General features: G+C 54.5%; 20 protein-coding genes, 1 tRNA gene and 1 riboswitch. Of the genes, 14 read left to right on the top strand and 7 right to left on the bottom strand.

The window, feature by feature from the left end:
• Window positions 1–9 precede the first annotated feature (9 nt).
• Genes RHJ02_RS00420 through RHJ02_RS00405 form a run of 4 tightly spaced genes read right to left on the bottom strand, consistent with a single transcriptional unit; the run spans window position 10 to window position 3577 of the window.
• Window positions 10–765 carry a HEAT repeat domain-containing protein gene (locus tag RHJ02_RS00420; protein ID WP_206200591.1) on the bottom strand — a complete coding sequence of 252 codons (756 nt, stop codon included), beginning with the start codon at window positions 763–765 and terminating at the stop codon, window positions 10–12.
• Window positions 766–798: 33 nt separating this feature from the next.
• Window positions 799–1104, bottom strand: coding sequence for an urease subunit beta (locus RHJ02_RS00415; RefSeq protein ID WP_206201553.1), 306 nt, complete (start codon window positions 1102–1104; stop codon window positions 799–801).
• 35 nt (window positions 1105–1139) lie between these two features.
• The gene (gene pdxH / locus RHJ02_RS00410) at window positions 1140–1775 is read right to left on the bottom strand and encodes a pyridoxamine 5'-phosphate oxidase (protein ID WP_206200590.1); all 636 of its coding nucleotides are present in this window, start codon (window positions 1773–1775) and stop codon (window positions 1140–1142) included.
• Window positions 1772–3577 (bottom strand): DUF2339 domain-containing protein, encoded by a 1806-nt coding sequence (locus RHJ02_RS00405; RefSeq protein WP_310800319.1) that lies wholly within the window; start codon window positions 3575–3577, stop codon window positions 1772–1774. Before RHJ02_RS00405 ends, pdxH begins: the two co-directional genes overlap by 4 nt.
• Before the next feature lie 519 nt (window positions 3578–4096).
• Here RHJ02_RS00405 and RHJ02_RS00400 point away from each other — a divergent pair.
• The 3 genes from RHJ02_RS00400 (at window position 4097) to RHJ02_RS00390 (ending at window position 7554) form a co-directional block, all read left to right on the top strand.
• Window positions 4097–5032, top strand: coding sequence for a septal ring lytic transglycosylase RlpA family protein (locus RHJ02_RS00400; RefSeq protein WP_310800318.1), 936 nt, complete (start codon window positions 4097–4099; stop codon window positions 5030–5032).
• 34 nt (window positions 5033–5066) lie between these two features.
• Window positions 5067–5165: riboswitch (TPP riboswitch) on the top strand.
• A gap of 10 nt (window positions 5166–5175) precedes the next feature.
• A complete protein-coding gene (thiC, locus tag RHJ02_RS00395; protein WP_190278284.1) occupies window positions 5176–6558 on the top strand; it encodes a phosphomethylpyrimidine synthase in 1383 nt (460 codons plus the stop codon).
• A gap of 3 nt (window positions 6559–6561) precedes the next feature.
• Window positions 6562–7554, top strand: a complete 993-nt coding sequence (locus tag RHJ02_RS00390) for an inorganic phosphate transporter (protein WP_302676949.1) — start codon at window positions 6562–6564, stop codon at window positions 7552–7554.
• Between the two features lie 7 nt (window positions 7555–7561).
• Here the strand turns inward: RHJ02_RS00390 and RHJ02_RS00385 are convergent, their stop codons facing one another.
• Together RHJ02_RS00385 and zds are read right to left on the bottom strand one after the other, a co-directional pair.
• Window positions 7562–8011 (bottom strand): SRPBCC family protein, encoded by a 450-nt coding sequence (locus RHJ02_RS00385; RefSeq protein WP_206200587.1) that lies wholly within the window; start codon window positions 8009–8011, stop codon window positions 7562–7564.
• Window positions 8008–9447, bottom strand: coding sequence for a 9,9'-di-cis-zeta-carotene desaturase (zds, locus tag RHJ02_RS00380; protein ID WP_310743188.1), 1440 nt, complete (start codon window positions 9445–9447; stop codon window positions 8008–8010). The genes RHJ02_RS00385 and zds overlap by 4 nt, the downstream gene beginning before the upstream one ends.
• 158 nt (window positions 9448–9605) lie before the next feature.
• Here zds and RHJ02_RS00375 point away from each other — a divergent pair, with 158 nt between their 5' ends.
• The 3 genes from RHJ02_RS00375 to RHJ02_RS00365 all read left to right on the top strand — a co-directional run bounded on the left by RHJ02_RS00375 (window position 9606) and on the right by RHJ02_RS00365 (window position 11920).
• Window positions 9606–9776, top strand: a complete 171-nt coding sequence (locus tag RHJ02_RS00375) for a hypothetical protein (protein ID WP_190278128.1) — start codon at window positions 9606–9608, stop codon at window positions 9774–9776.
• 108 nt (window positions 9777–9884) lie between these two features.
• Window positions 9885–11789: a sulfite reductase, ferredoxin dependent gene (gene sir / locus RHJ02_RS00370; RefSeq protein WP_310800317.1), complete on the top strand. Its 1905-nt coding sequence runs from the start codon at window positions 9885–9887 to the stop codon at window positions 11787–11789.
• A 59-nt stretch (window positions 11790–11848) separates the two neighbouring features.
• A tRNA-Cys gene (locus tag RHJ02_RS00365) sits at window positions 11849–11920 on the top strand.
• Window positions 11921–11928: 8 nt separating this feature from the next.
• On the opposite strand, the gene RHJ02_RS00360 is transcribed toward RHJ02_RS00365, so the two are convergent.
• Complete coding sequence (locus tag RHJ02_RS00360) at window positions 11929–12954, bottom strand: alpha/beta fold hydrolase (protein WP_310800316.1); 1026 nt, start codon at window positions 12952–12954, stop codon at window positions 11929–11931.
• A 73-nt stretch (window positions 12955–13027) separates the two neighbouring features.
• Here RHJ02_RS00360 and RHJ02_RS00355 point away from each other — a divergent pair, with 73 nt between their 5' ends.
• The 8 genes from RHJ02_RS00355 to RHJ02_RS00320 all read left to right on the top strand — a co-directional run bounded on the left by RHJ02_RS00355 (window position 13028) and on the right by RHJ02_RS00320 (window position 22361).
• Window positions 13028–13879, top strand: a complete 852-nt coding sequence (locus RHJ02_RS00355; RefSeq protein WP_310800315.1) for a hypothetical protein — start codon at window positions 13028–13030, stop codon at window positions 13877–13879.
• A 14-nt stretch (window positions 13880–13893) separates the two neighbouring features.
• The gene (locus RHJ02_RS00350) at window positions 13894–14436 is read left to right on the top strand and encodes a hypothetical protein (RefSeq protein ID WP_310437800.1); all 543 of its coding nucleotides are present in this window, start codon (window positions 13894–13896) and stop codon (window positions 14434–14436) included.
• A 48-nt stretch (window positions 14437–14484) separates the two neighbouring features.
• Window positions 14485–15807: a 3-phosphoshikimate 1-carboxyvinyltransferase gene (aroA, locus tag RHJ02_RS00345; RefSeq protein ID WP_206200581.1), complete on the top strand. Its 1323-nt coding sequence runs from the start codon at window positions 14485–14487 to the stop codon at window positions 15805–15807.
• A 321-nt stretch (window positions 15808–16128) separates the two neighbouring features.
• Complete coding sequence (locus tag RHJ02_RS00340) at window positions 16129–16764, top strand: MerR family transcriptional regulator (protein WP_149817113.1); 636 nt, start codon at window positions 16129–16131, stop codon at window positions 16762–16764.
• 58 nt (window positions 16765–16822) lie between these two features.
• Window positions 16823–18013 (top strand): response regulator, encoded by a 1191-nt coding sequence (locus RHJ02_RS00335; RefSeq protein WP_302676941.1) that lies wholly within the window; start codon window positions 16823–16825, stop codon window positions 18011–18013.
• Window positions 18014–18093: 80 nt separating this feature from the next.
• A complete protein-coding gene (locus tag RHJ02_RS00330; RefSeq protein WP_149817109.1) occupies window positions 18094–18459 on the top strand; it encodes a response regulator transcription factor in 366 nt (121 codons plus the stop codon).
• Between the two features lie 4 nt (window positions 18460–18463).
• Entirely contained in the window at window positions 18464–18994 is a 531-nt protein-coding gene (locus RHJ02_RS00325) for a chemotaxis protein CheW (RefSeq protein WP_149817107.1), read from the top strand.
• Between the two features lie 199 nt (window positions 18995–19193).
• Window positions 19194–22361: a methyl-accepting chemotaxis protein gene (locus tag RHJ02_RS00320; protein ID WP_310742750.1), complete on the top strand. Its 3168-nt coding sequence runs from the start codon at window positions 19194–19196 to the stop codon at window positions 22359–22361.
• The last annotated feature ends 7 nt before the right edge of the window (window positions 22362–22368 follow it).

Below are 22368 nucleotides of genomic sequence, written 5' to 3'. Positions count from 1 at the left end.
CAGCCTCTCCTAGCTAAAGGCTTCTACTTGAAGGTCTGCGATCGCTTGCAGGCCGCGGGCATCTCCTAACTTAAAAAGAGCCGCCTTGGCATCTTCTTGAACCCCCATATCACTGTCTTGGAGAGCGGCAATGAGTTGATCAATCGCTTGGGTGTAAAGAGGCCCAAGGGGAATTTTGCGGCAGGCATGACCTAAGGCCCAAGCACAGTTACTGCGCACAGCGGCAATTGCATCCTGAGCCAAGGCAAGGGCAAGGGCAGGAATGGCAACCGTCGCCGCCTCTTCACTAGCTTCTGCCACCTGACCCAAGGAACTCGCCGCCCAGAGACGCACGGCAGAAATATCCGTTTGCAGGGCACGAATCAAGGGATCAAGGGTGCGCCGATAAATTTCTGGCAGGGGAAAGCGGACGCCACAGTTACCCAGCGCCCAAACAATGCCTTTGCGGACATAGCCATTCCAGTCCCGCTCCAATTGCTGAATGAGGGCATCCACCGCTGCCAAACTGGGGTTACGGCCAAGGGCATAGGCGGCACTGACACGGACAAGGGGACAGGGTTCTTGCAGGAGATTGATGAGATAGGGTGTGGCGCGTTCATCCTGCAATTCGCAAAAGGCGCGAGCCGCCAACATCCGCTCCGTCACATCGGCGGAGGTCAGCAGGGGCAACATGGCTTCGGGATCGGGGCGATCGCTCTCCTCACTCGGCAGCGCCGCTAGTGCATCTTCTGAAGTGTCGAGAAGGGGGAAATCATTGTCATCCATACTGTTTAATCTACAGGATGCTTGGAATCCCGACTAGAGCGCACCGTTGACTTCGCCGCGAAAGCCATAGATTTGGCGACTGCCACCAAAGGCCACCAGTTGCACCACCCGCTCATCCCCTGGCTCAAAACGAATGGCGGTGCCAGCGGCAATATCTAAGCGCATTCCTCGTGCCTGTTCACGATCAAATTGGAGGGCTGGATTGACTTCGTAAAAGTGGTAGTGAGATCCCCCCTGAATTGGGCGATCGCCCGTATTGGCCACCGTTAACGTCACCGTTGGCCGGCCAGCATTGAGTTCAATGGTTCCCTCTGCGGGGATAAGTTCACCGGCAATCATGGGCATCTCAGCCAATCTCTAAAGATATCCCTATCCTAGGGGTAGAGGCGCACCCGCTGCCAGTGGTCTCCTTGGCGCCGATAGCACAGGCGATCGTGGAGGCGATTGGGTCGCCCTTGCCAAAATTCAATCAGGGTCGGTAGAACACGATAGCCCCCCCAATGCTCTGGCCGAGGGACATTTTCGCCATAGCGGGCTTCCACTTCCGCAAGGCGGGCTTCCAAATCGGCGTAGGATTCTAAAACCTCACTCTGCTGGGATGCCCATGCCCCCCAACGGCTACCCAAAGGACGACTCTGGAAGTAGGCATCGGACTCCGCTGCACTAATTTGCTCAACAGTGCCTTCAATGCGCACCTGCCGTTCTAGCTCTGCCCACCAAAAGACAAGGGCAGCCTTGGGATGGGCGGCTAATTCTAGACCTTTGCGACTGCGATAGTTCGTAAAAAAGACAAACCCGCGATCGTCCACATCCTTGAGCAAGACCAGTCGTGCTGCGGGCATCCCATCTAAGCCAACGGTGGCCAGCGTCATCGCATTGGGTTCCGGTAATTCAGCGTTGACCGCATCCGTAAACCAGAGGCGAAACTGTTCGATCGCATCCTCAGCCGCCTCACTTTCGAGGAGACGTTGACGACGGTAATCACGGCGCAGATCAGCAATGCGGGTCATGGGGTTTCTTCGGACTCATTTGTTGGGGTTTCTTCACTGATCCTAGAGGATTCCACGGGCGATCGCCGCCACAGGGCGCGGAAAAAATAGCTCAGCAGCAAAAAAATCAAACCAAACCCCATAAACAGGAGTACTCGCCACACCGGCGCAAGATGGATGAGATCAACAAAGAAAAGCCGCACCAAAGTAATGATCAGCGTGATTAAAGCCACCGTGCGCACCGCTGAGGTGTCCCGTCGCAACCCATAGATCAGCAGTCCGACGCCAAAGAGTCCCCAGACAAGGGTGGCTGCCCCCGTACCAAAGGGCGCCAGTTCGTGCTGCATCCAGATCATCGTCACCCCATAGCCCAATATCCAGTAGAGGGGGCGGGTGGGTGGGGGCAAAAAACGGATACTGACTGCTGCGGCGCCAAGCACCACCAAATGGGAGAAAAAAGCCAGATTCAACAGCGGGGGGCGATCGGCGGCAGTAAACAGCAGTTGCCCAACAAAACCAAGGCTGAGCAGTCCCCACCAAAGATGGGCAATAACCCGCAGGGTGCGCGAGGCATAGTGTTGGCTCAAATAATGCAAAATCAGCCCCTCGATCGCCAGCGGTGCGAGGATAAAGCGATTGCTGTAGTAACGAACAACAATGCCAAGGGCAATGAGCACGAGTCCCGTCAAGCTATAGACCCAGCGCCAAGGTTGGGGAATGCGTTGCCACAGTACACTAGTCACTAGGTAAAGGCCGCCAAATAGGATCAAGACCCGACCCGTTAGCGTTGCCGACCAATCCCAGAGGAAGGCACTTAAGCCCAAAGCAATCAGCGGATTAAAGAGGGCGATCGTCTGACCATAGGGCGGTGGGGAGGTCTCCTGAGGGCGATACAGCTCCCCTGCCCTGTCGCGATCGCGTCCCTGATACCAAGGGGGTAATACCGTAAAGCCCAGCCAAGTCAACGCCAGAATGATCTGTAATGCCACGACCCGATCAAGCCGTTGAGCAGTAATAGACACCGTTAACATCAGCCATCCCAACCAAAAAGCTGACAGCAGGAGCGATCGCCAGCCCTTCACTGCGTAAATTGCCCAACTGCCCAAGAGAATTAAAAAGGTATAACTGGCCAAGGCCAAGGGACGACTCATCTCTGTGTTGTAGAGCAGCAAAGGGGTTGCTAAGCCGCCAACCACGCCAATCACCGCAAAAATGGCTCGATTTTGGCGCAACGAGATGAAAAATGCTCCTAGGGTCACTAACACCATCAACGGGAAGGCCACACCCCAAGGCATGACGGTCAAAAACTGATAGGCCGCAAAGATCGTCAGGTAATAGGTCGCCAGACCGCCCCCCTGCAAAAACTGGCTAAAGATGGCTCGCTGCTGCAACCGCCAGCCCAACCCCATCAGCACTGTACCGATGATAAAGCCCATGGCCACAAGAACTGCATCGGTAATCCAGCCCAATTCAACGGCGTACCGAAAGAGGAAGCCAATCCCCAACAGCAGCAGGCCGATGCCGAGACGGTTGAGCCACAGTTCCCAATTTTGTAGCCAGTCAGCTTGGGAAGGCCTCACTGGGCGTAACGGTGGCACCGCTGGAGATTCAGGCGCTGGGGGTTGTAATTCAGTCGCAGGGGCAGGAGCGATCGCCGTCGGTTCCTCAGGTGGCGTTGATGGTGTTGCAGGTTCTGGAACTCCAGAAGAGGAGAGGTCTTCACGGAGAATGGCTCTTTGCAGAATCTCGAGCGATCGCTGCAGGGCAGCCACAGCGGCTTCTAAGTTTTCAAGACGACGCCGCAAGTCATCCCTATCTTCCATGGTTCGGCTCCCTACGGACTATATCCCCGTTTTATGCGCTAGAGGAGAGAGCCATTCCTTGGGCAATGCACTTTATGAAGTGGCTAGAGGCGCATCCCAAAAGGGGTAAAACGGGAAACAAAATTGGGTGAGAAATCGTCCTATGGCACACAGAAAAGGTCGCAAAAAGCAAATTTTCTCTTTTAGATAAATTTTTATTTTTGGTGATCTGAGTCACAGAAATCTTCAGAAATTAAAAACGATTTGTTAAAAGTTTATAAAATTTTCTTATTTTCTTTCGTCAACTGTAAATTCCGTTAATATGCCAGTCTGCGTAGGTTTCACCGCCTTCAGCGCTTTTTTATTCTTTTTCAAAATGTTTACCATGAACAAAATGCCCCTGATGCTTGATTCTAGGCCTTCGTGGTAGGTTGAAACAGTTCCGCGATGAGAGCGAACACGGCACCAGTAGGGGTAACCCCTGTGTGATGTTGGTGCCCTACTGTCCAGCCGTATGGATGCCCTTTTTAACGGACGCCTATGAAAAAAACGCTTTATGTGGGTCTGACAACAAGCACGTTGGCTGTGTTGGGAATCCTTTCCAGTAGCCGTGCAACCACAACCACACCAGCCATAGAGTCAGGTTCAGCCCCCTCTTCCGCTGTCGTTGCCACCAAAGTGGGGGAACGTCAATCCACGACCCCAACAGCAACGCGGGCGATCGCCAGTCTGCATCGTCACCAACAGCAAGGCCGCGAAGCCGTAACCGTCTATTTGCGGGGGATTCCCGTACTCACCTTCTTGGGTCAACGGGTAGCAGCTACAGAGGGCGTCAAAGTCGCTGCCGCCAACAGCGCCGGGATACCAGAGCAAACCACCCTCTCAGAAGCAGCCCAACAGGCAACCATTCTCACCGCTCGCCTCAATCAGCTCCACGAACAGGGCTTTGATGCCAACCTTGTGCGCGTGGGTTGGGATGCCCAACAACAGCAATACCGCATCTACGCCGACAAAGAACCTCTCCTGACTCTGAACCATCAAGTCACGCTTCCCAATAGTTCACAACGCAATGATGAAAACGCCCTGCGCATTGCTAACCTGATCCGCCGCCAACTGGGGAATGCCCCTGCCCTAACCAGCGTAGAGGGTAGCCCAAATACCGTTGTGGCCATGGGACCAATTCGGATGCAGTTGACGGGTATTGCCTCGTGGTATGGCCCCGGCTTCCATGGTGCCCGCACTGCCAATGGCGAGCGATTTGATCAGGACGCCCTGACGGCGGCTCATCGCACACTGCCCTTTGGGACACGGGTACGGGTGACAAATCTCCAGAATGGCCGCTCAGTAGTGGTGCGCATTAACGATCGCGGGCCTTTTACGGGGGGACGGGAAATTGACCTCTCGCGGGGGGCTGCGGCTGCCATTGGCCTCATTGGTGCCGGTGTCGGGCCTGTACGCATTGACGTTTTAGACTGATCCCCACCCCCCCAAGGGCAAAGTGGTAGAATGAACGACATGCTAGGGGTGTCTGCGGTCAGAGCAGGCTGAGAGCAAACCCTTAGAACCTGAACCAGATCATGCTGGCGCAGGGAAGCTGTCTAGAGAGGATTCTATCAATGGTGCGTAGCGAATGGATTGCTGCCCGTAAGGGGCACGACAATGTCACCCAAATGCATTATGCCCGCCAAGGGATTATCACCGAAGAAATGCACTATGTGGCACGGCGGGAAAACCTACCTGCGGAATTGATTCGCGATGAGGTCGCCCGTGGACGGATGATTATTCCCGCCAATATCAATCACCCCAACCTCGAGCCGATGGCGATCGGGATTGCTGCCAAGTGCAAAGTCAATGCCAACATTGGTGCCTCTCCTAACTCCTCAAACCTCGAGGAAGAATTGGCCAAACTGCGTCTCGCAGTGAAGTATGGTGCCGATACGGTGATGGATCTCTCCACCGGGGGGGGTGACCTTGATGCCATTCGCACCGCCATTATTAATGCCTCACCCGTGCCCATTGGAACGGTGCCCGTCTATCAAGCCCTTGAAAGCGTCCACGGTAGCGTTGAGCGGCTTACCCCCGATGACTTTCTCCATGTCATTGAAAAGCACGCCCAGCAGGGGGTGGACTACATGACGATCCATGCGGGGATTCTCATTGAATATCTGCCTTTGGTGAAAAACCGCATCACTGGGATTGTGTCGCGCGGCGGCGGCATTCTCGCCAAGTGGATGCTGTATCACCACAAGCAAAATCCCCTCTACACCCACTTCCGCGACATTATTGAGATCTTCAAAAAATACGATGTTTCCTTCTCCCTTGGGGACTCGCTGCGGCCAGGGTGTCTCCATGATGCCTCTGATGAGGCTCAATTGGCAGAATTGAAAACCCTCGGTCAACTCACCCGCAAGGCTTGGGAACACGATGTCCAAGTGATGGTGGAAGGCCCTGGCCACGTGCCCATGGATCAAATTGAATTCAATGTGCGCAAGCAGATGGAAGAATGCTCTGAGGCTCCTTTCTATGTCCTTGGGCCCTTGGTCACGGATATTGCCCCCGGCTATGACCACATTACCAGTGCCATTGGCGCGGCGATGGCGGGTTGGTACGGCACGGCCATGCTTTGCTATGTGACCCCCAAAGAGCACCTTGGCTTACCCAATGCTGAAGATGTGCGCAATGGCTTGATTGCCTACAAAATTGCGGCTCACGCAGCGGATATTGCCCGTCATCGTCCGGGGGCGCGCGATCGCGATGATGAACTGTCGCGGGCACGGTATAACTTTGACTGGAACCGCCAATTTGAACTGGCTCTCGATCCGGATCGGGCACGGGAATACCACGACGAAACCCTACCGGCAGATATCTATAAAACGGCTGAGTTTTGCTCCATGTGCGGGCCGAAGTTCTGCCCCATGCAAACGAAGGTAGATGCCGATGCCCTTGCCGAACTGGAGAAATTCCTCGCCAAGGACAAAGATCAAGTGAGTGCCTCTGCCTAGGGCATGGCCATTGATTTCAAGGGGGGGTTGATTGCGATCGCCCTCCTTTTTGATGTCACCAATGGCTTCCATGATGCCGCCAATGCCATTGCAACGGTGGTGGCCACCCGTGCCCTTTCCCTGAGATCGGCGCTCATCCTTGCTGCTGCGGCTAATTTTGGTGGTGCCTTCTTGAGTACGCGGGTGGCGCTAACAATTGAAGCCGGCATTCTCAACAGCAGTGCCTTGGGTGCCCATTGGTTTGGCGTGATTAGTGCCGCACTCCTCGGCGCGATGGGCTGGAATTTGCTCACTTGGTATTGGGGTTTACCCAGTAGTTCTTCCCATGCCCTCATTGGTGGCTTGGTGGGGGCAGCCCTCTTTCAAGTGTCACCACAAATCATCTATTGGCAGGGGATTGTTGAGGCGGTGGTGATTCCCATGGTCGTGTCCCCCTTGGTGGCGATCGCCATCGGCCTTGGTTTGATGACCCTAGTCGAAAAGTGGTTGCAATGGCAAGGAGAACTCCCCCCAGAGCACTGGCAACGGTTGCAGATTCTCTCCGGAACATTGATGGCCGTTGCCCACGGTGCCAACGATGCCCAGAAAACAATGGGGGTGATCACCCTTGCCCTTGTGAGTTGGGGACAACTGTCACCGGAGGCGGGTGTGCCCTTCTGGGTGATGGCTGCCTGTGCCTTGGCGATCGCGATCGGTACCTATGGCGGCGGCGAACGCATTATCCGCACTACGGGGGAGAAAATTACACCCCTTGACCCTGTGAGTGGCTGCTTAGCGAATCTCAGTGCCGCCTTGACTGTGGGAGCCGCAAGTCTGGTGGGCTTTCCCGTCAGTACGACACAAGTCGTGGTGGGTGCGATTACGGGTGCTGGCTATCGCCATCAAGGGGAAGTGAACTGGCAAGTGTGGGCGCAAATTTTCATGGCATGGGTACTCACGTTTCCCGGTGCAGCCCTGCTGGCGATCGCGATCTCTTTTGGTCTATCCCAACTTTGAGTCAACCTCAGGAAACCTGTGTGGGCTGCATTTGTTGGGCATATTCACGAAAGCGTTCGAGATCTGCTTGCAATGTACTTTCAACTACGCGGCCAAGGAAAAGGCGATCCATCATTTGTCCCAAAATTCCCGGAATGGCATAGGACACCGACAGCTTCACAATGGTGCTGCCATGGCGATCGTAAAAGCGAATTGCACCCCGATTGGGCAGCCCATCCACGGACTCCCACTGAATCATTTGGTGCTTCACTTGGCGGCAAATGCGCGATCGCCAGCTAAAGTGCCAGTTGCCCGTGGTCAATGTCCAGCGCGATAGGGTAGGGTCTTCTTCAGTGATGACCACAGATTCAATCCACTTCATCCACAGGGGCATTTTCTCCAGATCCGACCACAGTGCCCAGACGCGATCGACATCGGCTGCCACTTCAATCTGAACCGTATGCTCTAACCAACTCATCCATGACCTCCTGCCAAAATCGCTTGGGCGGCTTGTCGTCCGGACATTGTCGCGCCCTCCATGCTGTCAATGTAGTCCTGCTGCGTATAGCTGCCCGCCAAGTAAAAGTTAGGAACGGGTGTTTTTTGGGGCGGACGATAGGGATCCATGCCGGGGGCTTCGCGATAGAGGGACTGCGCTAATTTGACGACACTGTACCATGTCATGTTCAGATGGCGCGACGAGGGGAAAAGTTCATGGACTTGGCGCAGCACATGTTGGGCAATTTCTTCATTGCTGGCTTTGATGAAGGGATCACCGGGAGTAAGCACCACTTGCAGTAAGGAGCCTTGACCTTCGCGATAGTAGTCCGCTGGACTAGTGAGGGCCAGATCCGCAAAGCAGGAAAAGTCAGCATCGGCAGTGTAGAGCAGGTTATCAATACCCGTTGCCGCCACCTGTTTTTGCTTACTGGGGTCTTGCAGTTCCGTAACCCAGCCATCAAATCGCAGTTGTACCGTGGCCACAGGCACGGCCTCGAGCTTAAAGATGTTGTCAAAGGTTGGGTGCGATCGCCACGCCGCCGGAATCAGGCGCTGAATCCCCGGCACATCACAGGCACATAGATAGGCATCCGCTGTAACTGTTTCTAGTTTTTCGCCTAGGGGAATCACCAACCCTTCCACCTGCCAAGTGCTCGGATCATCGCCGCGAAAGCGAATTTCCTTCACCCGTCGCCGCAGATGAATCTTAGCCCCCCGCGCTTCAAGGTAGTTCACCAAGGGTTTGAGCAGGTACTCTGCCGGTGACCCCTTGAGCATATTGAGCCGTGAGGCAGTGGTTTTGGCGGCAAACATCATAAAGATCGTCAGCATACAGCGAGCAGACATGTGCTCGGTATCAATGAAGCCAAGGGCATAGGAAATGGGATTCCAAAGGCGCTTGAGACTGTTTTCTGAGCCCCCATGGCGGCGAAACCACTCCGCAAAACTGACCCGATCTAAGGCGCGAATTTGGCGCATTGCCCCTTCATAATCCACCAGACCCCGCACCACAGGACTGGTGCCAAGGGCAATGGCATTAAAGAATTTATCGGCAGCAGAGAGTTGATTGGTGGTAAAGAAGGCCTTGAGACCGTTGAAGGGGGCACCCAAGGGAAAGCGAAAATCCAGTTCTCCCACCTGACCACCGCGATTAATAAAGGTGTGGGTATGTTCCTTAGGTAGTAGGTTGGCGATCGCCCCCACCTTGGTCATCAGTTCGAAGAGATTGGCGTAGTTGTAAAAGAAGACATGCAGCCCCATCTCAATGTGGTTTCCATCGGCATCTTGCCAACTGCTGACTTTGCCCCCCACAAAGGGACGGGATTCATAGATTTCAACACTGTGACCGGCATCCACCAAATCCACTGCGGCGGCTAAGCCGGCTAATCCTGCACCAACAATGACAACCCGCATCGGTGATCCCAGAAAACTTTACAGATTTTAACATTTTCCGCCCCTCGGACGGTTTCTCGCGCGTTAAGAAACTTGGCAGAGACCCTTGCCCCCCAGAACCCTCGTCTATGATCAAGGTAAGTTGAAGTTTTTGAATCGCTCACGCTCACGGTGTGCTTATGGCTACGCGTCGTGTCCTCGCCTTTCCCCTCTGGCAGTATTTGAACCAACGGCTATTTAGTCCGGGCTTTACCCTCAATCCCAAACGGTTCTGGCGGCAGTATTACGATGCTTACCTCGAACGCTGCTGGCAAAAGGACTGTGCCTCCAAGGAAGAACCCTCCTGTTAATCGTTCCACAGGTTCGCTAAAATGAGATAGCTCACTTTCCCGATCAAGATTAGGGACTTTTGGCTGTCGTCATTTTAGTTACTTTCACCTGCTGGAAAAAAGAACACTATGGTTGCTTCGCCCCCCTCTGCTGATGCTGCCCTGAAACGCTCAAAAATTGAGGCTCTCAAGGAACAAAGCCAACATCTGCGGGAACCCCTAGCCACAGAACTGCTAGAACCAACGAATCGTTTTAGCGAAGAGGGGGTGCAGATCCTCAAGTTCCACGGCTCCTATCAGCAGGACAACCGCGATAACCGCGTCAAGGGTCAGGAGAAAGACTACCAGTTCATGCTGCGTACCCGCAGTCCAGGAGGGTATATTCCGCCGCAGCTCTATTTAACCTTGGATCGCTTGGCGGATGAGTATGGCAACCACACCCTGCGGGCAACAACGCGGCAAGGATTCCAGTTGCACGGCATTCTCAAGAAGAATCTGAAAGCAGCGATCGCAGCCATTATTCGCAGCATGGGATCCACATTGGGCGCCTGCGGTGATTTGAACCGCAATGTCATGGCGCCACCCGCCCCCTTTCGCGATCGCCCGGAATATGCCCTTGCCTATGAGTATGCCCACCGCATTGCCGATCTGCTGACCCCACAAACCGGTGCCTACTACGAGATTTGGCTCGATGGTGAAAAGGTGATCTCCGCCGAAGAGCACCCCGATGTAAAGGCGGCACGGCAGCGCAATGGCAATGGCACGATCTTTCCCAATAACGAAGAGCCGATCTACGGCGATCACTATATGCCCCGCAAATTTAAGTGCTGTGTCACGGTGCCGGGGGATAACTCCGTAGATCTCTTCTCCCAAGATTTGACACTGGTGGTGATTACAGATGCCCAAGGCCATCTTGAGGGCTTCAATATCTATGCTGGTGGTGGTTTGGGGCGCACCCACAACAAAGAAGAAACCTTTGCCCGCATGGCTGATGAAATTGGCTTTGTCCGAGCGGCAGATGTCTATGAGGCGGTGAAGGCGATCGTGGCCACCCAGCGGGACTATGGCGATCGCTATAATCGGCGCCACGCCCGTTTGAAATACCTGATCCACGATTGGGGAGTCGAAAAATTCAAGGCCAAGGTGGAAGAATACTTTGGCAAACCCCTCGAACCCTTTCGCCCGCTGCCGCCGTGGCGCTATCAGGACTTTTTGGGCTGGCACCCCCAAGGAGATGGCAAATTCTTCTATGGCCTCTCCATTGCCAATGGCCGCATCCTTGATCAGGGGAACTTCAAACTCAAGTCGGCCCTCAAGAAAATCGTCAAAGACTTTCAGCTCCCCCTGCGGGTCACGCCTCACCAAAATCTGCTCCTGTGTGATGTCTCTCCCGATCAACAGGATGTAATTCAGCACATCCTTGAGCAGCACGGGGTGCGTGATGTCAATGCCATTGATCCCCTCGAACGCTATAGCATGGCCTGCCCGGCGTTGCCTACCTGTGGCTTGGCCATTACTGAGTCGGAACGGGCAATTCCGGGGGTACTGGAGCGGATTCGTCGCCTCATGGATCGGCTGGGACTCCAAGAAGAGCACTTTGTGATTCGGATGACGGGGTGCCCCAATGGCTGTGCCCGCCCCTACTTGGCGGAATTGGGCTTTGTTGGCATTGTCCCCGGCGCCTATCAGACTTGGTTGGGGGGGAGTCCCGATCAAACCCGCTTAGCAGAGGTCTATATTGAGCGGTTACCGATTGCCGAACTGGAAACAGCCCTAGAGCCATTGCTAGTTTTTTATCGCGATCGCCGGCACAAGGGCGAATCCTTTGGGGACTTTTGCCACCGCGTCGGCTTGGCTGCCTTGCGGGAATTTGCCGCTACCTATATTCCAGCTACCGCGACAAAGCGCTACCGCGTGGATGTGCGTGCCGATCAATACCAGCAGCTTAAGGAATTAGCAGCGGCCAAGGGCATGTCTCTGGCGGCAGTGACCCGTGAAGCCATCCAGCGTTACCTTGAGCAATCTGGTCAGTAAGCTAAAACAATCAAGGATGGGAAGAGCGCTATCGGCTATAATGAGAAATCGCCAAATAGGGCGGCATAGCCAAGTGGTAAGGCAGAGGTCTGCAAAACCTTTATCCCCCGGTTCGAATCCGGGTGCCGCCTTTGGTCATTTAGCTTCTGGTGTAACTCTGCTGTGCTAGCCAATCCAAGAGCCGATGAATCCCCCAGCAGTAGTCGGGATCGCCCCAGAGGTGTTGACACTTGCGATCGCTGGTAAAGCCCACGTGACCCCCTTGCTCTGTCATCAGCAGGGTGAGGGCAGGGTTCGCCTTGGCAATGGCTAGGAGTTCTGGCACCAGATTGGGATCAAATAGGGGATCATCGGCGGCATAGAGAATCCATAGGGGTATTGTCAGTTGCGGCAGCAGCGGCAAGGGACTGCTGGCAGCGTAATACTCGGCCACACTGCCAAAGCCAAGGCGGTCAATGACGAGGGCGGCATCAAAACCGGCAATGGTGTCAATCTGGGCAACGGTGTTGAGATCAAAGATTTGAGGATGAAGGCGATGCAGGTGGCGAGCTAAGTGTTGGAGTTGACGGCTGATGGCGCGTTCAAATTGCCGTCCCCAAAAAGTCGTGCCGAGGTGGGCAAGGGAGCGGTTGGAGTCAAGGTTGGGGCAAATCACAGCCGCCCCCCCAATCTCTTTTGTCCCTTGCTGTTGGGCATACCACGCCCCCCAAAGGGCTAACTGCCCCCCCAAGGAATAGCCAACAAACCAGTAGGGCGGCCTATAGCCCAGTTCTTGGCACTGTTGGGCGATCGCGACAAAGTCTTGGCCTTCGTAAAGCCCATCACTGGTCAACGCCGGAGAAAGTTCAGCACTGCGGCCATGGGCACGCCAGTCGAAGAGCACCACATCAAAGCGGCGGGCGATCGCCCAATGGGCAAGGGTATGCAAGTACCATTGATTCTTGAGATCACCCGTAATGCCGTAGGTGGCAATGATGGTTCCGCGTGCTTGGCCAAGCCGATACCCCTCACCGTACAGGGGCACGCCCGCCGCCCCATGGAAAACATGGCTGGTTTGCGGTTGCCAAGGGTAGAGGCACCCCCAGCGTTGGACATAGGCAGTAAAGACCGTGTGGATCACGCCAGAGTGCAGCGGCAGTGGTGGCCAATAGGAGAGGGATTGCATAGAATTTAGTCATCCATCGTAAAAGAAATAGGCAAGGTTGGGCGTTTTTGGTGATTATTGTGAGGCATGGGTGATGACACGGAGCGATGATCCGCAGAGGACAGACCCCTATACCATGGAAACCTGTCTGACAGATGTCCAAGCCAACCGCTTGCTGGATGAAGTCTTTGCCGCTGTGGAGGCCGACCTCAATGAGCCAGAATCCCTAGCAGCGGTTTTAGAACCGGAACCTTCCCTCCTCGTCCCCTTTGAAGCGACAACTCCTCCTCCGCCCCCACCACCGGCGGAACCTTCTCGCTGGCTGCACCGATCGGAACCAGAGCAGACCTTTTCTTGGGGCGATCGCTTTTTGATGGGGGTTGGCATTGCCTCCTTTGTCCTAGGAGTTGGCCTTTGGATCAGTCTGAATCGCCAACCAGTTGCAGTTGCCCCTGACGCTACGGTGACCACAACCACCAGCCCTGCGGACATTGCCTTCGCTGAGTATCTGCAAACCTCCCTTCAGCTGCTCAGCCAACGGGCCGCCCCCCCAACCCCTGCATCGCCAGCGATCGCCAGCAATTCGGTTCCCACCCCCTCAACCCCCACCCCGACGGTTGAACGCATTTACGTTCCCGTCTACCAAGCCCCCAGCGCGCCAACGGTGACCCTGCCCAATTTACCAACGGTGACAGCTCCTACGCCGGCAGCCACACCGGTACCCCCTGCCCCTACACCGGCGCCCCCCCAACATACCTTAGTTGGCATCCTCGAACTGGGCGATCGCTCAGTGGCTCTTTTTCAAAGCAATGGCCAAACACTGCGCTTGAGTGTGGGCGATACAATTGGCAACGACGGCTGGCAACTGGTACAGATTCAAAATCAGCGGGCGGTGCTACGGCGTCAAGGGGAAGTGCGCTCCCTCACTGTTGGCCAAAGTTTTTAAAAAAAGGGGCACTCATGAGCTTTTTCCGCGACTTGAATGCATTCCTAGAGCAAAAACTCGAGGACTTTATTCGTGCCAATCCGCAGCTTGAACTCAATCTACTGCTCCTTGAGCTAGAGGATCAAGAACGGGAAACCCAAGAGCGGCTACTGCGGCTGCAACAGGAAGTCAATACCTGCGAACAGCAAATTTTAGGCCTTGTTTCCGAGATTCGCCGCTGGCGCGATCGTACCCACACCGCTATGGCCGCTCAGCGTCCTGATCTGGCCGAATTGGCACGACAACGGGAGGCCGAATTGCGCCAACGGGGGGAACAATTGTGGACGCAACGCCTCGACGCCCTCAATCAAATCCCCGTTACCCAGCAGCTGCTGCAAAAGATTCGCGATCGCCGGCGAGAAATCATGAACCGTGTGCCTACCGCCAGTGCGCCCCCACCACCGCCCCCACCGCCACCACGCATGACCAGTGACCTGAATGACCCAATTGAAGCTGAGTTTCGCCGCTTGGAACTGCAAACTGCCCTTGAGGAACTGAAGCGCTCAATGGGGCTATAGCGCAACAGACGTGGGACAATCGAGAACGCGGTTTTATCCAAATATCCCATGGCGGTTATTCAGATTACATCCGACGACACTTGGCAAATTCAGGCCGATGGCCATCCCCTGCAGGGCACCCTCCAAGTACCGGGAGATAAATCCATTTCCCACCGTGCCCTGATGTTGGGAGCAATGGCAGAGGGCACTACCCATATTGAAGGCCTGCTCGTGGGTGAAGATACCTGTAGTACCGCCGCCTGTTTTCGTGCCCTTGGTGCCGAGATTTCAGATCTCAATGCCACAGCAGTCACAGTTCAAGGCTTGGGAATTGGCCATCTCCAAGAACCCGTGGATGTCCTGAATGCCGGCAACTCTGGTACAACGATGCGGTTGTTGTTGGGGGTATTGGCAGCGCAAACAGGTCGCTTTTTTACGATGACTGGGGATGCCTCATTGCGATCGCGCCCCATGGCACGGGTCGTCACACCCTTGATGCAGATGGGTGCCCAGATTTGGGGGCGTCAACACCACAGCCGTGCCCCCTTGGCCGTTTTGGGGCAGCCCTTAGAGCCAATCACCTACTACAGTCCCATTGCCTCCGCTCAGGTGAAATCAGCGCTATTGCTCGCCGCCCTCCACACCGAAGGCACCACCATTATTCGCGAACCCCACCGCTCACGGGATCACAGTGAACGTATGCTTCAGGCCTTTGGTGCCTGTTTGAGCGTGGATGAGGCCACCTGTACGGTGAGTCTTGAAGGACCTGCGGTCTTAAAGGGTCAGAAGGTGATTGTGCCCGGCGACATCAGTTCAGCCGCCTTTTGGTTGGTGGCAGCCTCCATTACCCCTGATTCAGAACTAGTACTGACCAATGTGGGAGTTAACCCCACCCGCACCGGCATTCTCGACGTGCTTTGGGCAATGGGGGCCGAGATTACCCTTGAAAATGAGCGGCTCGTCACAGGCGAACCAGTGGCAGATCTGCGGGTGCGATCGGCAGCCCTCAAGGGAACCCGTATTGGCGGTGAATTGATTCCCCGCTTGATTGATGAGATTCCGATTTTGGCTGTAGCTGCTGCCTTTGCCGAGGGGATCACCGAAATTCGGGATGCAGCAGAACTGCGGGTGAAGGAGAGCGATCGCCTCAAGGCCGTAGCCACAGAATTGCAAAAAATGGGCGCTAAGGTCACTGAACTCAGTGATGGCCTCGATATTCAGGGGGGCGTACCCTTGCAAGGCACCCATGTGGAAACCTACGGCGATCATCGCATGGCCATGAGTCTGGCGATCGCTGCCCTCAATGCCACAGGAACCAGCCACATTCACAACGCCAGTGCGGCAGCCGTCTCCTATCCTGAATTTGTAACAACTCTGCAACAAATTGCTTGACAACACAAAAATCCCAGTAATTTTTGGGACAACTTCACTCAACACCAAACGCTGTATGCTAGCATCAAATAAATTGTTTTGGTGTCACAATGCAGCTTCGCGTTGCGTTGAACTCTCTGTAGCGTTGTAATATTCAGGTGTTTACTTTCCTTGATAATTGTAAGACTAAATTAGACCCAAAATGATACAGAACCAAAAAAATACGATAATATAGTTTCACTCCTGCTCTAGGGGCGCCCTTGCGCTCTATCTGGGACAGGAAAACCCCTCTCTAACTGACTTCTTTGTTTTTTCGTTCAAAAAAGGCTGTGTTTGTTCATCATGGCAACAATTCAAGATTTCATCCACGTTCAGGATCAATGGTCATTAGATGAGTTGGTGGAAATCGCCAACGAACTCTTACCCCAGCACCTCCCCCAGGAGGATTCCAAAAACCGTGTTTTGGAAGAGGTCAACCCGCGTCTGGTGCGCCATTACACCTCCTGCAAATTGATTGACCGTCCCGCTCGCATTGGCCGCGAAGGGCGCTACGGCTATCGCCACCTAGTGCAATTGCTGGTGGTGCGGCGGCTGTTGATGGAGGGCTATACCGCAGGTGCCATTTACAAGCTGGTGTATCGCATGAGCACCCCAGAACTGCGGGCACTCCTTGAGCAAGGGGTTCATCTGCAATTGAATCCACCCCCGATCAACCCAGCTTTGGCCTTTTTGCAACAGGTACAAGACCGCTCTGAGCATCGCTATGGGGAACCCATGCGCGTCAGTCCCAGTGTCAGCCGCCGCGAGGTACCGCCCCCGAGCCATTCACCGCAACCAGAATCTTGGAAGCGCATTGAGGTGGTGCCGGGCTTTGAGGTTCATATTCGCGATGACTTTAACTTTCCCCAGATCAATCGCGATCAGGAAGCCCTTGTGAAGCAACTGGTGCAATTGCTCTCTAGCTATACCCAGCGCTAACTGAGACTGAACTATCCGGTGTCGCGGTCAGCCCGCTGGCGATCGCTATAATAGCGCCATGGAAGGATGCCTCAACGATACGGATATTTACACGCTGTGCCAAACCCTTGCCCTTGGCCAGCGCACCGGGGAACTCTACCTCGAAGATGATGCCGGTCATACGTGGCTTCTCTTTTTGAGTCATGGCCACCTAGTGTATATTGCCGATCGCCACAGCCACAGTTTAGAGCGGTTGCAGGATCTGCTCTATGGGCAGGGCATTCCTTGGCCGAGTCCCGATAGCTTCATCGAAAGCAAAGCCGGTGCCAGTTGGGTGGAATACGAATGCCTGTGGTGGCTCCTCGATCACTGCAAGCTCAATCAAATCCATAGCGTGTGGCGGGCGCTGCTGCGGGAGAGTCTCTTTGACGTTGTTAGCCTCAATCGCGCTTGGTTCAAGTTTTATAGTGCGAGTCCCCTCACCCCCCAATGGCACAATCTCTCCCTGACAATGCTGCTCAATGACAGCCTGAGTCATCTGCGGGAATGGAAAAAACTGCATCCAGAGTTGCGTTCCCTTGATCAATCCCTCGAACTGACGGATATTAAACCCACAGGCAACGATCCAGCGGATCAGTGGTTTCGCCAACTGGAACCCTTCGTGCGCGAGCGGATCACCTTGCGCCGTCTGAGTCGGCAACTGGGACGAGATGGCGTGACGGTGGGCAAACTCCTGCTGCCCTATCTCCATCAAGGGTACTTACAAGTCAGTTCTTGGGGAACCAATGGCCACACCCGTACATTTCCCCCCCTCTCTTGGCGGCGATCGCCCCGGGTCGTGTGTGTGGATGATGCCGCCACTGTCCGTCAAGTGGTTGAATCCACCCTGCAAGCCGCAGGTTATGAAGCCACGGCGATCGCCCACCCCTTAACGGCCTTGAGTCTCATTTTCCAACTCAACCCCGACCTGATTTTCCTCGATATTGCCATGCCCGAATTGGATGGCTACGAATTTTGCACCCTTCTACGGCACACCCCTCGCTTCCGTTATACGCCGATTATTATGCTGACTAGCCTCGTTGGTTGGAGCGATCGCCTGCGCGCCAAAGTGGCCGGTGCCACTGATTACCTCAGCAAGCCCTTTTCAACTCAAGAATTGTTAACAATTACGCACCATTACATTGGTGCAGCGCCACCTGTGACCTCCTTAACAGACGAGTCCTTTGGCGACGTGCTAGAACCAAAATCAGGCCTTGAGACGCCCCGTTAGCAGGTTAGCTATCATCAACCTGTCAACCTCTTAGGCTTTTAGAATATAAAGCAAACCCTGAATTCTACGTGTAACCCCCTATGAGTAAAGTCTTAGTTGTCGAAGATAGTCCACCCCAGCGGGAAATGATCAGCGAATTGCTGGCGAAAACAGGCTTTGAAGTAACCGTTGCCACCGATGGTGTCGAGGCAATGGAGCAATTGCAGCAGAGCACGCCCGATGTGGTTGTCCTCGACATTGTCATGCCCCGCATGAATGGGTATGAAGTCTGTCGCCAAATTAAGTCCGACCCCCGCACCCAATCCATTCCCGTGGTGATCTGTAGCTCCAAAGGTGAGGAGTTTGATCGCTATTGGGGCATGAAACAGGGGGCTGATGCGTATATTACGAAGCCCTTTGACCCCAAAGAATTGGTTGGCACCATCAAGCAACTCTTGCGAGGCTAAAAAAATGTTTAGTAGCTCAGACTTACTCGCAACCAATGCCCCCATCGAAAGTGGCAATATCGATGACCTCAGAACCCCAGAGGGGGATTTACATATCCTCTTTACCATCCCTAGCGGTGATACCCTAGCCCTACCGGCTATTGGGGTACGCGAAGTTGTGGCCGTGACTCCCGATCGCATTACGCCAGTGCCCAATACCTCCAATCTGCTACTGGGGATTTTGAACTTGCGGGGGCAGGTGATTTGGGTCGCGGATACCGGTAAGTTTCTTGGCGATGACACCCCCTTGAATACCGATCGCTCTGAGCTATCGATTATTGCCATTGAAGATGATGAGTTAATGGTAGGGCTAGCAGTTCATCAAGTCCGAGGCATGGAGTGGCTCAACAATGACACCATTAAGCCCGCGACCCATGTCAGCGATCAGATGGCTCCCTTTGTCCGTGGCGAATGGGTTTTTGATGCCGAGCAACAGGACATTGTTAAGCTCTTGGATCCCCTCGCCATTTTACGCAGTGCTCGTTGGGGACTCTAAACTAGAAAAAGTAGAATCTCAATGACACTCGCCCGCAAGTGTCACGATGGAACCCATCAACACCAGTCACTTTAGGAAAATTAACACCCCCGTGCTATCTTTCCCAAGGATTGGCGCATACTTTAGTAATTAAAGCTTCCTTGATGTAGTCCCTAAGAATTCTCTGCCCCTCGTCATCGTCCATTCTGGGAGTAAGCCCATGGCATCCAGCAGCACCCAACACACCCAAGAATATCAAAAAGCGGTTGCCGCTTATGTGCAAGGCAACTATGAAGAAGCAGCCAAAATCACTGACCAGTTGGTGGGCACCCGACCGGGCGATCCAAACCTGCGGCTGCTGCGGGGGCACATTTACTGCTGTCAACAACGCTACAGCGAGGCTCAAGAGCAGTACCATGCGGTTCTCAATGCCACAACGGATCCAGAATTGATCAACTTGGCCAACGAGAGCCTTGCCAAGATTAAGGATTTGATTCCCGCTGCTGAACCTGCCAAAAACGGCGGCGAACACCACCCCCCCCTGCAAGGAGATCACACCCAACTGCAGGGGGACAATACCTTTTTGCAAACCACGCCACCCATTGTGGAACCCCAAGCCGCAAACCCTTCAGAGGAATTGAGTCTTGATCACTTTGATGACTTTGGTAGCGATTTAGGGACAAGTAACCCCTTTGACGATCTTGAGGTGGGCGGCATTGAGGAAGAATTTGGCGCCAGTTTAGAACAGGGTGCCTTTAATCCCTTCGACGAAGATGCGGCGGTTCAGGATCCCTTTGCCTTTTCGGCCAATTCTTTGGAGGAGCCAGTCGCGGACATTCCAGAAATTCCCATCGGCGAATCCGTGCAGCCCCTAGGTACAGAGTCCATCAGTGATGATGATGTCACAATGCTCATGGGAAGTTCTCCTTTGACCCCGTCCGAACCGGCCAGACCTATTTTTGATGGTGAGACATCAGAAAGTACTGCGGCTCCGTTTCAAGAAATGACACCCCCCGCCCTCGAAACATTTGATGATGCCTTTGCTGCTGAAGTAGCTGTATCTGAAGAGAGTCTCTTTGGGGGGCTTACAGAATCGGGAGAAGCCAACGCTTCTGAAGAGAGCCTTTTTCCCGGTCTTGAGGAATCCCCAGCGGCAAATATGTCGGCAGAAAGTCTCTTTGGCGATATTGAGGAAGCCCCAGCAGCCAGCATTTCTGAAGAGAGCCTCTTGCCAAATCTGACGGAATCCGTTGAGACCAATGTTCCTGAAGTCTCTACCTCTGCCGCTGGTATCAGTGATTTGTTGACCAATGAGGCGGCAGATGCCATTGAATTGTTGCCGCAGCCGGAATTAAGTTCCTCTGATGCAGCCGAGGAGGAAGACGATCTCTTTGGCGACTTTTCAGCTTCCCTTGAGGCTTTTGAAGCCCCAGATATTGTGGCAGAACCCCTGTCTCCTGAGGCCTTTGACCCCGCTACCTTTGAGGATGAGCAAACGATCGCCATGTCTGAGTTTCCCGCAGGTGAAACCGTTAGGGAGCCAGAGGCACCAGCGATCGCGCAAGGGGAAGCGAGCTCTGGTGGTGCTGAACCCTTTGAATCCATTGCCGACTTTAACCTAGAGGATCTCTCCTTTGGCAATGCAGATCTCTCCGGTGCGGGATTTGATGATGAAATGACCATTGCCAATCCTCAAGTGCATGGTATGGGGGCTGTTGGCTCAGATGCCACCGTGATGGCCGATGCCGGCACCGAGACCTTTGCAGTTTTACCGGATGAATTTGATCTCAGCCAGCAAAGTCTTGAGGACTTGGCCGATTTTAGCCTCGACCTGAGTCAAAGCACTGCTAGCCGCGCTGAAACCCCACCCCCTGCAGCAAGTCAGGATCTGTCAGCCTTTACCGAGCAAGTACCCGTTGCAGCACCAGCAGCTACTGCGCCAACACCTTCCCGTAGTCCTAGTCCTGTGGCTAGAACAGTCCCAGCAACCTCAACGGCCACGAGTTCCTTTGGCCAGCAAAACATTACCTCAGCCGTAACCAGTGGTGTCCTTTCCGCCTTGGCTGCGGGTGCCGTTAGTTTAGGCTTTAGTGCCTCCGGCCCTGCGCCTTTAGTGAGTGGTACTGCTGCTGGTCTCACCGCCGGGGTGGCCGTCTATGCCATGGGGCAGCGCAGTGTCAGCCGCATCAAGCGCTTCTGTACGGATTTGCAGGCACAGTGTAATGCCGTGATTGCCGGTGATATGACGGCGCGGGTGCCGGTCACCAGTAACGATGAACTGGGACTCTTGGCACAAAGCTTTAACCAAATGACGGATACCATCCAGCAAATTACTGCTGATGCCCAGAAAAAAGCAGAGGAAAACGAACGGCAGCGGGATGATTTACAGCGCCAAGTGATCCGACTCCTCGATGATGTGGAGGGGGCTGCCCGCGGTGACCTGACCGTACAAGCGGAAGTGACAGCGGACGTGCTCGGCGCAGTGGCCGACTCCTTTAACCTGACAATTCACAACCTGCGGACGATTGTGCAACAGGTGAAAATTGCCGCCCAGCAGGTGAGTCGCGGTGCGGCAGAAAACGAAACTTTTGCCCGTAGTCTCTCAGCAGATGCTCTGCGGCAAGCGGAGGAGCTAGCCGTCACCCTGAACTCGGTGCAGATGATGACCAATGCGATTCAGCGGGTGGCCGAAAGTGCCCAAGAAGCTAATGAGGTGGCACGCAATGCTTCAGAAACAGCCCTCCGTGGTGGTGAGGCGGTGGAACGCACAGTGGCGGGTATTTTGCAAATTCGGGAAACGGTGGCCGAGACCACCCGCAAGGTGAAGCGCCTAGCGGAATCTTCCCAAGAGATTGCCAAGATTGTCGGTGTGATCTCGTCGATCGCCAACCGCACGAACCTGTTGGCCTTGAACGCCAGTATTGAGGCCGCACGAGCTGGGGAAGCAGGTCGGGGGTTTGCGGTGGTCGCCGATGAGGTACGCCAACTGGCAGACCGCGCAGCCAAAGCCTCGAAAGAAATTGAGCAGATCGTGTTGCAAATTCAAAGCGAGACCGGTGCGGTGATGACCGCCATGGAAGAAGGGACACAGCAGGTGATTGAGGGGACGAAGCGGGCTGAACAGGCCAAGCACTCCCTTGAGGACATCATCCAAGTGTCGTCGCAAATTGATACCCTTGTGCGCTCGATTACCAACGCTACGGTCGAGCAAACAGAATCGGCGCGAGCCATGGCTCAGGTGATGCAATCCATTGAGTTGACAGCGCAGGCCACCTCTCAGGAGGCACAGCGGGTGTCTGACTCGTTGCAAGGTCTAGTGAGTGTGGCGCGCAACTTGCAGGCATCGGTGGAACGGTTCCGCGTTGAAAATACTGAAGATCAAGCCTAAGCAATCC

Source organism: Thermosynechococcus sp. TG215, from assembly GCF_031583455.1.
GTDB lineage: Bacteria > Cyanobacteriota > Cyanobacteriia > Thermosynechococcales > Thermosynechococcaceae > Thermosynechococcus.
The sequence above is the reverse complement of the archived record's forward strand: the minus strand, read 5'-3'. Positions and strand labels throughout refer to the sequence as shown.